This window comes from Chromobacterium sp. LK1, assembly GCF_001043555.1.
In the GTDB taxonomy this organism is placed as follows: Bacteria; Pseudomonadota; Gammaproteobacteria; order Burkholderiales; family Chromobacteriaceae; genus Chromobacterium; species Chromobacterium aquaticum.
The window spans coordinates 43731-56805 of record NZ_LDUI01000005.1 but is presented as its reverse complement, the minus strand read 5'-3'; the positions used below and the strand labels follow the sequence as shown (position 1 = coordinate 56805).

The window sequence follows — 13075 nt, the reverse complement described above, 5'->3', positions numbered from 1 at the left end:
CAGTTCATTGTAGCCGCTGACGGGGGCGCTTGGGGAGGCTGAGGCCAGTGTGTTTCGGAGGGCCGGCCGGGCGCGGGCCCGGCCGGAGGCCTTATTGGCCGCCTTCCACGTCTTCCAGACTGAAGGTTTCGGTATGGTCGTTGTAGGAGAAGATTTCCGCGTAGCGTCCCCAACTGATCACGGTGTCCAGCGTTTCCTCGGCGGCCTCGTCGGACAATGAGTCTTCCAGTTCCTGGGCGAAGCGCAGCCGCGGCGCGCGCTGGCCGGGGCGTTCCTGCAGTACTTTGCGGATGTGGGCGGCCATGGGCACATGGCGCTGCAAGTGCTCGGCGAACTGCACCTTGCGTTCCTGGGTGCCGTAGTCGGCGAACAGCTTGCCTGCGGCGGTGAGCAGGATGTCGCCGTCCTTGAGTTCGGCGAAGCCCAGATGCTCGAGAATTTCCGCCACCGGGAATAATTCATCCACTTCCAACCGCAGTTTTTCCGCGATTTCCGGCATGTCGGCCTTGCCGTGGTAGGGCGCTTGCGCCACTTCCTCGATCAGGCCGGCCATCAGGTTGGTGGAGACCTCGCTCAACTGACTGCCGATTTCCAGCGGCAGCTTGTGCAGGGTGTGGGCGCTGCGGCGCGCGGTCATCAGCGCGTAGATGTCGTCCACCATCTTGCGGAAGGCCGGGTCCAGCCGGTTGCGGCGATGCGGGAACGGCACTTTGATCTCCGCCACCACGCGGCCGGGGTTGGACGACAGCACCAGGATGCGGTCGCACATGAACACGGCTTCTTCGATATTGTGGGTGACGATGAGCACCGACTTGATCGGTAGCTGGCCCTGGCTCCACAGGTCCAGCATATCGGTGCGCAGCGTTTCGGCGGTGAGCACGTCCAACGCGGAGAAGGGCTCGTCCATCAACAGCAGCGTCGGATTGACCACTAGGCCGCGGGCGAAGCCGACGCGTTGGCGCATGCCGCCGGACAGCTCGCGCGGATAGGCGTTTTCAAAGCCGTCCAGGCCGATCAGGTCGATGGCGGCCAGCGCGCGGCGGCGGCGTTCCTTGGCTTCCACGCCCAGCGCTTCCAGGCCGGCTTCCACGTTTTGCAGCACGGTCAGCCACGGGAACAGCGCGAAAGTCTGGAACACCATGGCCACGCCTTCGGCCGGGCCGGTCAAGGGCTTGTCGTGGTAGCGGACGTCGCCGCTGCTTTGCTTGATCAGGCCGGCGATGATGCGCAGCAAGGTGGATTTGCCGGAGCCGGAGCGGCCGAGCAGGCCGACGATCTCACCTTCGCGCAGCGTCAGGTTGACGTCGTCCAGCACCTGGATTTCGTCATTGCCCTTTTTGAAACCGCGACAAACGTTTTCCAGCCGGAAAATTTCCCGCCCCGGGGTGATGGTGTCTTGAGTCATGGTTGCCCCCTTAGTTGAGACGGAGTTTGTTTTCGGCGATCGCGTACATGGGACGCCACAGCAGGCGGTTGAACAGGACGACGAACAAGGACATCACCGCGATGCCGAGCAGGATCTTGGGGTAGTCGCCGGCGGCGGTGGTCTGGGCGATATAGGCGCCCAGGCCGTGGGCGGCCAGTTTGTCGTCGCCCCAGGACACGTATTCGGACACGATGCTGGCGTTCCATGCCCCGCCCGATGCCGTTATCGCGCCGGTGACATAGTAGGGGAAGATGCCGGGCAGCATCACCTGCCGCCACCATTGCCAGCCGCGGATGCGGAAATTGGCCGAGGCTTCGCGAAAATCGTTGGGGAAGGCGCTGGCGCCGGCCACCACGTTGAACAGGATGTACCACTGGGTGCCGAGAACGATCAGCGGCGACAGCCAGATGTCCGGGCTTAGCTTGAAGTGGACGATGACGACCACGAATACCGGGAACAGCAGGTTGGCCGGGAAGGCGGCGAGGAATTGCGCCAGCGGCTGGATCTTTTCCGCCAGCGCCGGGCGCAGGCCGATGTAAACGCCCAAGGGCACCCAGACCAGGGAGGCCAGCAGGATCAGCAGCGATACCCGCAGCAGGGTGATCAGGCCCAGGCCCAGCACGCGCAGCACCTCGGATGCGCCCACTTCGCTGTGGATGAAGGTCACCAGCTTCCAGCTGGCGAGCAGGCCCAGCACCGCCACCAGCAGCCACCAGACCGCGTCGATGCCGCGCGACACCGGGGTTTGCGCTTCGGAATGCAGGCCTTGCGGCAGCCGGTAGTCGAGACGCAGCCGGGCGAGCACGCGCAGCAGTTTGCTGAAGGGCTTGAGCAGTTGCTGGATGGCGCGGGTGCGCTGGATCAGGTTCAGCACCCAGGATTCCGGCGCCGATTGGCTGGCGGTGTCTTCCAGGCGGAATTTATCGGCCCAGGCCACCATCGGGCGGAACAGGAATTGGTCGTAGATGATGATGACCACGGTCATGGTCAGGATCACCCAGCCGACGGCTGCGAGGTTCTTGTTCTGAATGGCCATGGCCAGGTAGGAGCCGACGCCGGGCAGGGTGACGGTCTTGTCGCCGACGGTGATGGCTTCCGAGGCCACCACGAAGAACCAGCCGCCGGACATGCTCATCATCATGTTCCAGATCATGCCGGGCATGGAGAACGGCACTTCCAGCTTCCAGAACTTCTGCCACGGCGTCAGCCGCAGATTGACCGAGACTTCTTCCAGATCGCGCGGCACGGTGCGCAGCGATTGGTAGAAGCTGAAGGTCATGTTCCAGGCCTGGCTGGTGAAAATGGCGAAGATGGCGGCGAATTCCGCGCCCAGCACCCGACCGGGAAACAGCGCCAGGAAGAAGGTGACGGTGAAGGAGATGTAGCCGAGCACCGGCACCGATTGCAGGATGTCCAGGATGGGCACCAGCAGCAGGCCGGCGCGACGGCTCTTGGCCGCCAGCGTGCCGTAGATCAGGGTGAAGACCAGGGCGGCGGCCATCGCGGCCAGCATGCGCAGCGTGGTGCGCAATGCGTATTCCGGCAGATTGGCCGGGTCCAGCGTGATCGGCACGGTTTGCAGCGCGGTCAGCGGCGCCCAGGTTTCGCGGATGCCGGTGGTGGCCATCAACAGGAAACCCAGCAATAGCGGAAACGCGATCAAATCCCAGCGGTTGGGAATCAGCCGCTTGGCGGTGGCGGGCATGAAATGGCGGACAACGGTAGTCATCTGGCCTCTCCGGTTTAGCGCCGCCGACAGCGCCGCCTGCGGCGGTCAGCGGTTCTTTAGTCTGTTTTATTCGGGCGGAGCCGCGGCAGCGGGACACGCGGCCGGAAGCGGCATGCCCGTCATCTGAAGCATAGGCCAAGGGCATCGGGCGTGGACTGCGGGCAAGGCCATGCATCGGGAATGGGTACGCATGGCGTCGGCGCTGGATACTAGCAGAGTTGTGAGTGCGGGAATGTTACCGGCACGGCAGATTTGTTGGTGTTTTGTGACGAATTGTACTGACGCAAATCAAGGGCTTGGGCGTGGCGCCGCCGCGCCGTGGAACACGGGACGGCGGCGCTGCCGGCAAGGGATTTACAGCACGTTGACCGCGGCGGCGCCGGCCGCCACTTCCACGGTCTTGACGCTGAGCGTGGCCGGGCTGGGCGCGACGCCGTTGCTGACGGCGCCCACCTTGTGGAACACGCAGCTGAGCTTGGCCGGGGTCAAGGTCACCAGCGCATAGCCCTGGGCGTCGCTGTCCACGTATTTGAGCCAGCTGTTGAAGCTTTGCAAGGTGTTGGTGAAGGTGTTGACCACCTGGCCGCTGGCCGTGGTGTAGATCAGCGGCTTGGCCTTGGAGAAGGCCGGCACGGTGTCCACCACGTTCTTGAAATAGCTGAACAGCGAGTTGCTGGACACGCCGGCGGTGACCAGGTCCACCATCACCGGGCTGGGGCTGGCGGCGTCGTAGTCGTCCATCACCGGGCCGGCGAAGAAGGCGTGGATGTCGCCGGTGAGCGCCACCACATTGCCGATGGACTGGGCTTTCAGATAGGCCATCAGCGCCTTGCGCTCGGCGTTGTAGCCGTCCCATTGGTCGGCGTTGAGGATGAATTTGTCGAAGAACAGCGACGGCGGCAGGCCGGCGTCCAGGCCGGGCTTGATGTTGGCGTTGAAGGTGCCGGCGGAGATCGCGCCGCCGCTGAGGCTGCTCAACAGCGGCTGGGTGTTGGTATAGCTGACCACCGGAGTGGTGCCGCTGGTGTTGGCGGCGGCCAGGTCCAGATAGAGCGCGCCTTGCAATTGGGCGATTTGCGGCTGGCTCAGCGTCAGGCCGAAACCGGCCAATTGCGGCACCAGGCCCTGGGTCAGCAGCGCGGCGACCGCGACGGTGCCGTCAAAGCCCATGCGCAGCAGCGACACCTCATTGCCCCACAGCTTCCAGGTGGTGGTGGCGGACTTCATCTGGCCCTGCCACCAGGCGCGCTGGGTTTCGCCCAGCACCGACACGCTCAGCAGATTGCCGCCGGTGGATGTCATCTTGGCGGCTTCGACCTGGGACAGGATGTCCTGCGGCACAAAGTAGCGGCTGCCGATTTCGCTGCCGGTCTGGGTTTCCGGAATGATGTGATCGCTGCGGTACAGGCGCTCGTCGGTCATCACCAGCGTGGCCAGGTCGCCGAACACGAAGCTGCGGTAGATCTGGATGTTCTGGAACGAGGGATTGTTCAGGTCCAGCTGGACATCGGCCGGCATGTTTTCGAACCAGGCTTGGCTGGCGCTGCGGCGGCGCGCGGTTTGCGGCGTGCTGTCGTCGGTGGCGCTGTATTCCTGGCGGTCCTGCCAGCAGTCGTCGGAAAACTCGTGGTCGTCCCAGATCGCTATCATCGGGAAGCTGGCATGCAGCTTCTGCAGCCGGGCGTCGCCGCGATAGGCCTTGTACAGCGAGCGGTAGTCCGCCAGCGTGGTGGCGTAGATCGCGCCGTCGGCGCGCTTGGTGCCATTGGGCAGACTCAGCGCCGGGTGGCGGCTTTCATTGCCGCCGCTCTGGAAGCCGGCGCCGACGGTCTCGTAGATGTAGTCGCCCAGGTGGACGATGAAGTCCAGGTCCTGGTTGGCCAGTTCGTCGAAGGCGCCCCAGTGGTTGACGCTCCAGTCCTGACAGGAAATGAAGGCGAACTTGAGCTGGGACAGCGGGGTGCCGGCCGCCGGCGCGGTCTTGGTGCGGCCGGTCATGCTGACCGCCGCGCCGGTGAGGAAGCGATAGTAGTAAGTGGTGGCGCTGTTGAGCCCGGTGACTTTGTGGCGGAGGGTGTAGTCCCAGGCGGGCTGGGCGCTGAGCGCGACATTGACCAGCAGGGTGGAGAAGTCGGCGCGGTCGGACAATTGCAGCGTGACCTTGATGTTTTGGCCGCCGCTGCCGCCGTCGGCGCGGGTCCACAGGATGATGCTGTCCGGCTTGGGGTCGCCGGAGGCCACGCCCTGGCCGAAACCGCTGCCGGCTATGCCCTCGGCCGCGTCCTTGCCCCCCGGCTGGCTGGCTGCGCCGCCGCTGCCGCCGCAGGCGGACAGGGCGCCGGCCGCGGTGGAAACGGTCAAAAAGCTGCTCCATTTCAAAAACTGTCTGCGATCCATCTGTTCCCCTCTGTAGGTGGCGCTGCGTGTTGCGCGGTTGAGCCGGGCCGTGGACGGCCCTTGTTTGGAAAGGCGCTATTGTTTGAGGGGATTATTAAATTGGCATGACAGCGGGTGTCAATTTAATTGAGTGTTTGCTCGAATTTGCCGGCGAATCGTAGTCTAAAACCAACACTTGTTTGATTCGCGGCCGGCCAAGGCCGCGGCGAGCGGGGTGGGGGCTCAGGCGGGGGAGCGGCTTCGGCGCCGGCGGAAAAAGGCCGGGTTTGTTCCGCTCGGCCTCTTGATACAGCGCAACCGCGCCCCAATAAAACAAGACTGCTAATGTGCTACACTTTCAGGCATTTTTGCGGACACCTATCTAAACAGCCCGCTGGTCTCTGGATTCGATTACATGATTTCTTCTTTGCTCAAAAAAGTATTCGGCAGCCGCAATGACCGGCTCCTGAAGCAATTCCGCCAGACGGTGGTGCGTATCAATGCTCTGGAAGAGGGCTTGAAAGCGTTGTCCGACGAGGCCTTGGCAGCTAAAACCGACGAGTTCAAACAGCGTCTGGCCAAGGGCGAGACGGTGGACGATCTGCTGCCGGAAGCCTTCGCGGTATGCCGCGAGGCCTCGCGCCGCGTGCTGGGCATGCGCCATTTCGACGTGCAGCTGATCGGCGGCATGGTGCTGCACTACGGCAAGATCGCCGAGATGCGCACCGGCGAGGGCAAGACCCTGGTGGCCACGCTGCCGTCCTACCTGAACGCGCTGACCGGCGACGGCGTGCATGTCGTCACCGTCAACGACTACCTGGCCAGCCGCGACGCCGGCATCATGGCCAAGCTGTACAACTTCCTGGGCCTGTCCGTCGGCGTCAACCTGTCTCAGATGCCGCATGACGAGAAGCAGGAAGCCTACGCCTGCGACATCACCTACGGCACCAACAACGAATTCGGCTTCGACTATCTGCGCGACAATATGGTGTTCAGCGTGGAAGAGAAGGTGCAGCGCAAGCTCGCCTACGCGGTGATCGACGAGGTGGACTCCATCTTGATCGACGAAGCGCGCACCCCGCTGATCATCTCCGGCCCGGCTGACGACAATATCGACATGTACCAGCGCATGAACGCGGTGCCGCCGATGCTGAAGCGCCAGGAAACCGAAGAGGGCGAGGGCGATTACTGGGTGGACGAGAAAGCCAACTCGGTGATGATGTCCGAAGCCGGCCACGAGCACAGCGAGGAAATCCTCACCCGCCTGGGCCTGCTGAAGGACGGCGACAGCCTGTATTCCGCCACCAACATCACCCTGATGCACCACCTGATGGCCGCGCTGCGCGCCCATTCGCTGTTCCACAAGGACCAGCATTACGTGGTGCAGGACGGCGAAGTGGTGATCGTGGATGAATTCACCGGCCGCCTGATGTCCGGCCGCCGCTGGTCGGAAGGCCTGCACCAGGCGGTGGAAGCCAAGGAAGGCGTGGAGATCAACCGCGAGAACCAGACGCTGGCGTCCATCACCTTCCAGAACTACTTCCGCCTGTACGGCAAGCTGGCCGGCATGACCGGCACCGCCGACACCGAGGCTTACGAATTCCAGAGCATCTACGGTCTGGAAACCGTGGTGATCCCGACCAACCGGCCCATGGTCCGCAAGGACGCACAGGACAAGGTCTACCGCTCCGCCAAGGAGAAGTACGATGCCATCCTGGCCGATATCAAGGATTGCCATGAGCGCGGCCAGCCGGTGCTGGTGGGCACCACCAGCATCGAGAACTCCGAGCTGATCGCCAATCTGCTGCAAAAGGCCAAGCTGCCGCACAATGTGCTGAACGCCAAGGAACACGCGCGCGAAGCCGACATCGTGGTGCAGGCCGGTAGTCCCGGCGTGATCACCGTGGCCACCAATATGGCCGGCCGCGGCACCGACATCGTGCTGGGCGGCAACCCGGAACCGGAAATCAAGGGCGTCGAGTCCGACGACAGCCTGTCCGCCGAGGAAAAGCGCGCGCGCATCGACAAGATTCGCGCCGATTGGCAAGTGGTGCATGATCAGGTGCTGGCCGCCGGCGGCCTGCACATCGTCGGCACCGAGCGCCACGAATCGCGCCGTATCGACAACCAGCTGCGCGGCCGTTCCGGCCGTCAGGGCGACCCGGGTTCCTCCCGTTTCTACCTGTGCCTGGAAGACCCGCTGCTGCGCATCTTCGCGTCTGACCGCGTCGCCGCGATCATGGACCGTCTGAAGATGCCGGAAGGCGAGGCGATCGAGCACCCGTGGGTGTCGCGCTCCATCGAGAACGCCCAGCGCAAGGTGGAAGGCCGTAACTTCGACATCCGCAAGCAATTGCTGGAATACGACGATGTCGCCAACGATCAGCGCAAGGTGATCTACCAGCAACGCAATGAAATCCTGGTGGAAAGCGATGTGTCCGACGTGGTGGTCAACATGCGCGAAGGCGTGTTGTCCGACCTGGTGGACCAGCACCTGCCGCCGGAATCCATGGAAGAGCAGTGGGATCTGCCGGGCCTGGAGAAAACGCTGGAAGCCGAATTCCTGCTGCCGATCAAGGTCAGCGAATGGCTGAAGGCGGAACCGGCGCTGGACATCGAGTCCATCCGCGAGCGCATCATCGAGCAGGCCGCCGAAACCTATCAGGCCAAGGTGGACCTGGCCGGCGACGGCGTGATGCGCCAATTCGAGCGCAGCCTGGTGCTGCAGATGCTGGACAACCACTGGCGCGAACACCTGGCGGCGATGGACCATCTGCGCCAGGGCATTCATCTGCGCGGTTACGCGCAGAAGAATCCGAAGCAGGAATATAAGCGCGAAGCCTTCGAACTGTTCGCCGACATGCTGGAGCGCATCAAGCGCAGCGTGGTCAATGTGCTGATGACGGTGCAGATCCGCAGCCAGGAAGACGTGGACGCGGTGGAGCCGCACCAGGTGGGCGAGTACGAAATGCAGCACGCGGCGCCGGGTTCGGCGCTGGGCGAGGACGAGGACAATCCGCTGTCCCCGGACGCGCTGGCGGCGCAGGGCCTGCGTATCGGTCGCAACGACGCCTGCCCTTGCGGCAGCGGCAAGAAGTACAAGCAGTGCCACGGTCGTTTGGAGTGATTCGGTAGCCGCAGGGCCAAAAGCCGACGCAAGAGCGTCGGCTTTTTTCATGCTCATGCGCTTTGCAAGCCAACGGCGCGGTGTTAGCATCGTCTCGGGTCAACAGTTCACCCAGGCGTCGCCGGTGTCCGCACCACGCTAAACCTGTCTTGGCTAGATGCATCCCGCTTGGCTCGAACCCGTGCCAGGCCGTAACGGCGACCGCGGCAGTCCCTCCGACCTTGGCACGACGACAGGATTCGAACCATGTCTCGTACGCTTTATCCCTTTTATTGCAGTGATATCTCCGCCTTGGCGCGCGCGCTCAAACAGCAGTGGCAGCAGGAAAGCGCCCCGCCCAGCCATTTGAGCATCCTCAATATGCTGGCGCGCGCCGCCGGTTTCCAGAACTTCCAGCATTGGCGCGCCGAGTGCGAGCGCCCGACGCCACCCGAGGCATCGGCCGAAACCACGCGCTTGTTGCGCCATTACGACGCCGAGGGACGCTTGACGCGCTGGCCGAAGAAGTTCAGCGAGCAGCGGCTGTGTCTGTGGGCCTTGTGGGCGGCCTTGCCGCGTGGCCGGCAATGGTCCGAGCCGGAAGTCAACGCGCTGTTGCGCGCGGAGGAGGTGTTCGGCGATCACGTGCTGCTGCGGCGCGAACTGGTGGAGCAGGGCTTGCTGGGGCGCACGCCGGATTGCCGTCAGTACTGGCTGATCGAGAATGAGGCGCCGGCGGAGGCCGGCGGGTTGATCGAACAGCTGGGCCTGCGCCGGACGCAGCGCCGCTAGCGCGGGCTGCGCTCAATCACGCCCGGCCACGGCCGGGCGTTGTCGTCACAGATAGGGCTTGATCGCCGCTTCCAGCTTTTTCTCGTCCAGGCGGCCGATCAGCTTGGCGGCCACCTTGCCCTTGCGGTCCAGCACCAGGGTGTAGGGCAGGCCGCCAGTGGCGTTGCCCAGGCTGCGCATCAGGCCCAGCGTGTCGCTGTCGCCCAGCAGGATGGGGTAGCTGATTTTCAGCTGGCGCACGAAGGCGCCGACTTCTTCCTTATTGTCCAGCGCCACGCCCACCACTTCCACGCCCTTGGGCGCCAGCTTGGCGCGCATGCTGTTCAGCATCGGCATTTCCTCGCGGCACGGCCCGCACCAGGTGGCCCAGAAATTCAGCACCGTGACTTTGCCCTTGTAAGCGGCGAGGGTGGTGTTGCCGCCTTGCAGGGTGGCGAAGCTGGTTTGTTCCAGCGTGGCCGCGGCCATGGCGGTCAAGGGCAGCAGCGCGATCAGCGCGGGGGCGAGCAGGCGTTTGAGCATGAATGGATTCCTGGTAGGTGCTTGATGTTGATTGAATATTTACGTGCGGCGCCAAGCGCGGGCAGCGCGTCAAAATGGTTTCATGTTAAAATGGTCGATTGACCTTTTTGCGGAGTGGGCATGTCTATCCTCGTCTGCGGGGCGCTCGCATACGATACCCTGTTCTCGTTTCACGGCCGGTTCGACAGCCAGATCCTGCCGGATCAGCTGCACAAGATTTCCACCACCTTCCTGGCGCCCACCATGCGCAGGGAGTTTGGCGGCATGGCCGGCAATATCGCCTACAGCCTGTGTTTGCTCGGCGAAACCCCCATCGTCATGGGCGTGGTGGGCGAGGACTTCGAACCGTATCGCCAACATCTGAAACGCGCCGGCGTGGATGACCGCTTCATCCGTCTGATCCGCAAGCAGTATACCTCGCAGTGCTTCGGCATTGCCGACAAGGATGGCAATCAATTGATGGCCTTCCATCCCGGGGCCATGGATTTCGCCACCGAGAATCACGTTGCGGATATTCCGGACCCCATCGAGCTGGCCATTCTGTCGCCTGGTGGCTACACCGCCTTCCTGCAGCACTCCAAGGAGCTGGCCGCGGCCGGTATTCCCTTTATCTTCGATCCGGGTCAGGAACTGCCCTTGCTGTCGCGCGACGAGATCCACGAGATCGTCGAACTGGCCAGCTATGTGGCGATCAACGACTACGAGAGCGAGCTGATGCGCGAACGCGCCGGCCTGTCGGTGGAGGAACTGAGCAAGAAGGTGGAGGCGTTGATCGTCACTCGCGGCTCCAAGGGCGCCGAGATCTACGTCGGTGACACCGTGCACCTGATCCCGCGCGTGCAGATGCCGATCAAGCCGGTGGATCCGATGGGCTGCGGCGACGCTTTCCGCGCCGGCCTGCTTTATGGCATCAGCCGCGGCCTGGACTGGAAGATCACCGGCCGCCTGGCCAATGTGATCGGCGCGATCAAGGTGACCACGCCGGGCTGCCAGAACCATTTCTTCGACTGGGACTCGCTGAAGGATTTGTATCAGCAGGCTTACGGAGAACCCTGGCCGTTGTGATGATGCGGCCGCAATGGCCGGATCGCGGCTGGATGACACTGGAAGGACGCGCGAGCGTCCTTTGCTTTTTGAATGGTCAAAACACAATAAGTCTTGAATTCGCCCCTCGCCACCCCCACCATTAGCGAATTCAATTCGAAAACCCAAGGGGATCTCATGCCGCCCGTTCCGCATCTGGCAACCGCTTTGACCGGCCCGCTTTACGAACTGGAAAGCCGCATCCTGACTGCCCAGCCTCAGATCGAACACTGGTTCCGCAGTCAGTGGCACAACCACGCGGCGCCGTTCTATGGCTCGGTGGACCTGCGCAACAGCGGCTTCAAGCTGGCGCCGGTGGACATGAACCTGTTCCCCGGCGGCCACAACAACCTGAACCGCGATTTCCTGCCGCTGGCGGTGCACGCCGCGCAAAGCGCGGTGGAGAAAGTGTGTCCGGAAGCGCGCAGCATTCTGCTGATTCCGGAAAACCACACCCGCAACACCTTCTACCTGCAGAATATCGCCGCGCTGGTGCATATTTTCGAACAGGCCGGCCTCAAGGTGCGCTTGGGTTCGCTGAATCCGGAAATCACCGAGCCGACCGAGCTGCTATCCGCCAATGGCGACACCGTGCGCCTGGAGCCCATAGAGCGCCGCGGCAACCGCCTGGTATTGGCGGATGGCTTCAATCCCTGCGTGATCCTGCTGAACAACGATTTGTCCGGCGGCATTCCCGACCTGCTCAAGGGCCTGGAGCAAAACCTGTTGCCGCCGCTGCACGCGGGTTGGGCGGTGCGCCGCAAGAGCAACCACTTCGCCGCCTACGACAAGGTGTGCGAGGACTTCGCGCGCTTGATCTCCATCGATCCCTGGACCATCAATCCCTATTTCGCCAGCTGTAGCGGCCTGGACTTCCACGCCCGCACCGGCGAGGAGCAACTGGCGGACGAAGTGTCGCGGATGCTGGAGAAAATCCGGATCAAATACCGCGAGTACGGCATAGACAACGAGCCCTTCGTCATCGTCAAGGCCGATGCCGGCACTTACGGCATGGGCGTGATGAGCGTGAAGAGCCCGGACGAGGTGCTGGGCCTGAACCGCAAGGCGCGCAACAAGATGTCGGTGGTCAAGGAAGGCCTGGAGGTGTCCGAGGTCATCGTCCAGGAGGGCGTGTACACCTTCGAAACGGTGGAAGACGCGGTGGCGGAGCCGGTGGTTTACATGATGGACCGCTATGTGACCGGCGGCTTCTACCGCGTGCATACCGGCCGCGGCATAGACGAGAACCTGAACGCGCCCGGCATGCACTTCGTGCCGCTATCGTTCGAGACCGCTTGCCTGCCGGACCGCCAAGGCACGCCGGACTGTGCGCCCAACCGTTTCTACGCCTATGGCGTGATCTCGCGGCTGGCCTTGCTGGCGGCGGCGCTGGAACTGGAAGCCACCGATCCGGACGCGGAGGAATGAAAGCCTGGCTGAGCCTGGCGCTGTTGGCGGCGACGGCCTCGGCGGCCGCCGACGAGGCCTTGACGCCGCAGGCGCTGGAGGAATTGGTGCAGTGCGCATCGTTCGAGCGCTACCAGGCGCTGCAGCCGGCCTTGCTGGACGTGGTGTTCGACAAGGGGCCGGCCTGGATACGCAAGAGTGAGCAGGCCAGCAGCCTGGGCGTGTATGTCTACGATCTGCAGCGGCCGATCCGGGTGTTCGGCGTGGAGACGACGCGGCTGGCGCTGCACAAGGAGTTCGTGTCGGTGCCGCTGCCGTCCGCTTGGACAATGGCCGAAGCCGCGTCCCGGCTGCGGCTCAAACGCGCGCCTATCCGGGCGACGGAGCAGTATTACCGCTTTGTCGGCAATGACGGGCCGATGTTGTCGGCCTATCAGATGCCGGCCAATCCGATGGCGGCGCTGCTGGGCGCGCCACAGGACGAGCCACTGCGCTATCTGGGCTGCTCCTATAATGGAGCCGGCGAGGAGGCCTTTCTTGCCGTTGCCGCCCAAGCCGATGAGATGATGGAAAAAGCGCGAGGCGATATGGCGCGCATATTGCGCGATACCGCCAAGCCAAGCGAGGACTGACA

At 63.5% G+C, this 13075-nt stretch carries 9 protein-coding genes; 5 read left to right on the top strand and 4 right to left on the bottom strand.

The genetic code is table 11. The annotated features are described in order from the left end of the window. Window positions 1–91 precede the first annotated feature (91 nt). The 3 genes from VI26_RS03225 to VI26_RS03215 form a co-directional block, all read right to left on the bottom strand. Window positions 92–1405: an AAA-associated domain-containing protein gene (locus VI26_RS03225; RefSeq protein ID WP_048408312.1), complete on the bottom strand. Its 1314-nt coding sequence runs from the start codon at window positions 1403–1405 to the stop codon at window positions 92–94. Window positions 1406–1415: 10 nt separating this feature from the next. Next, the gene (locus VI26_RS03220) at window positions 1416–3155 is read right to left on the bottom strand and encodes an ABC transporter permease subunit (RefSeq protein WP_048408311.1); all 1740 of its coding nucleotides are present in this window, start codon (window positions 3153–3155) and stop codon (window positions 1416–1418) included. Window positions 3156–3509: 354 nt separating this feature from the next. Then, complete coding sequence (locus VI26_RS03215; protein WP_231580948.1) at window positions 3510–5516, bottom strand: alkaline phosphatase; 2007 nt, start codon at window positions 5514–5516, stop codon at window positions 3510–3512. 430 nt (window positions 5517–5946) lie between these two features. On the opposite strand from VI26_RS03215, the gene secA reads away from it, so the two are divergent. Further along, entirely contained in the window at window positions 5947–8658 is a 2712-nt protein-coding gene (gene secA, locus VI26_RS03210) for a preprotein translocase subunit SecA (RefSeq protein WP_048408309.1), read from the top strand. 246 nt (window positions 8659–8904) lie between these two features. Beyond that, entirely contained in the window at window positions 8905–9429 is a 525-nt protein-coding gene (locus tag VI26_RS03205; protein WP_048408308.1) for a DUF2087 domain-containing protein, read from the top strand. 45 nt (window positions 9430–9474) lie between these two features. On the opposite strand, the gene VI26_RS03200 is transcribed toward VI26_RS03205, so the two are convergent. Beyond that, entirely contained in the window at window positions 9475–9951 is a 477-nt protein-coding gene (locus VI26_RS03200; protein WP_048408307.1) for a TlpA disulfide reductase family protein, read from the bottom strand. Window positions 9952–10071: 120 nt separating this feature from the next. Here VI26_RS03200 and VI26_RS03195 point away from each other — a divergent pair, with 120 nt between their 5' ends. The 3 genes from VI26_RS03195 to VI26_RS03185 all read left to right on the top strand — a co-directional run bounded on the left by VI26_RS03195 (window position 10072) and on the right by VI26_RS03185 (window position 13073). Beyond that, the gene (locus VI26_RS03195; protein WP_048408306.1) at window positions 10072–11016 is read left to right on the top strand and encodes a carbohydrate kinase family protein; all 945 of its coding nucleotides are present in this window, start codon (window positions 10072–10074) and stop codon (window positions 11014–11016) included. 156 nt (window positions 11017–11172) lie between these two features. Next, window positions 11173–12462 carry a glutamate--cysteine ligase gene (gene gshA, locus VI26_RS03190; RefSeq protein WP_048408305.1) on the top strand — a complete coding sequence of 430 codons (1290 nt, stop codon included), beginning with the start codon at window positions 11173–11175 and terminating at the stop codon, window positions 12460–12462. Continuing rightward, on the top strand, window positions 12459–13073 hold the full coding sequence (locus VI26_RS03185) for a hypothetical protein (protein ID WP_048408304.1): 615 nt from the start codon (window positions 12459–12461) through the stop codon (window positions 13071–13073). Before gshA ends, VI26_RS03185 begins: the two co-directional genes overlap by 4 nt. Window positions 13074–13075: the final 2 nt, after the last annotated feature.